Annotated in this window: 1 protein-coding gene; it reads right to left on the reverse strand. The window is 39.1% G+C overall.

The features are described 5' to 3' along the window. Window positions 1–176: 176 nt before the first annotated feature. Window positions 177–665, reverse strand: a complete 489-nt coding sequence (locus CWB72_RS19825; protein WP_138635047.1) for a hypothetical protein — start codon at window positions 663–665, stop codon at window positions 177–179. Window positions 666–706 lie beyond the last annotated feature (41 nt).

The following is a 706-nucleotide window of genomic DNA, read 5'->3' on the forward strand; positions in this document are numbered from 1 at the left end:
GATGACGCCACTGTACCTAAAAGCTGATTTAAAGGAAAGAGTTGAAGTAAAAACCGTTTTAAAGACAGCGATTTAAAGTGACGCATAACGCCTTACTAATGGGCTCATGAATGCTTGGCTAAATTTAGCTACGAAGGAGCGCAAGCCAAGCGTTTTGCGTCCTTTTGAGTAACTTGTTAGTTACTCTTGCCACCCGCATGCTGGATTTTAAGATTATAGGGTTCACTTTCGTCACCTTCCGGCGATACAGCAATAATTTGTAATACGAAATCAATTTTTTCCTGATTGTTATAACTGCCATCCAACCAAACGAAGAACATTGAGTTTTCACTTGGGTTATATCGTGAGGGCATTACCTCATAGTCAGGGATAACATGACTTTCAAAAGTACCTGAAATAATCTTTAATTTATATCCTGTAGCCCTAATAGGATTTTCGTTTTCAAATTTTATTTTTATGATTCCAGCATCGGAGCATGAACCTCCATTTCCATCGTCATAACCTCGTTTAATTGATTCTACGCTAGCCTTTGGTATCGCTAATGGATGATTTTTCTTTTTATACAGAGGGCTAGGTAAAAACTCATCATACCCAGGCGCAAAGCTACACGCGATAGCAGTGCTATGTGATAAAACTAGTGTGATGAATAGTAGAATTTTTCGCATGACTTCCCTGAGTAACTAACGCTTGCCTAACCGGCGCAAAA

Source organism: Pseudoalteromonas phenolica, assembly GCF_005886345.1.
GTDB classification, from domain to species: domain Bacteria; phylum Pseudomonadota; class Gammaproteobacteria; order Enterobacterales; family Alteromonadaceae; genus Pseudoalteromonas; species Pseudoalteromonas phenolica_A.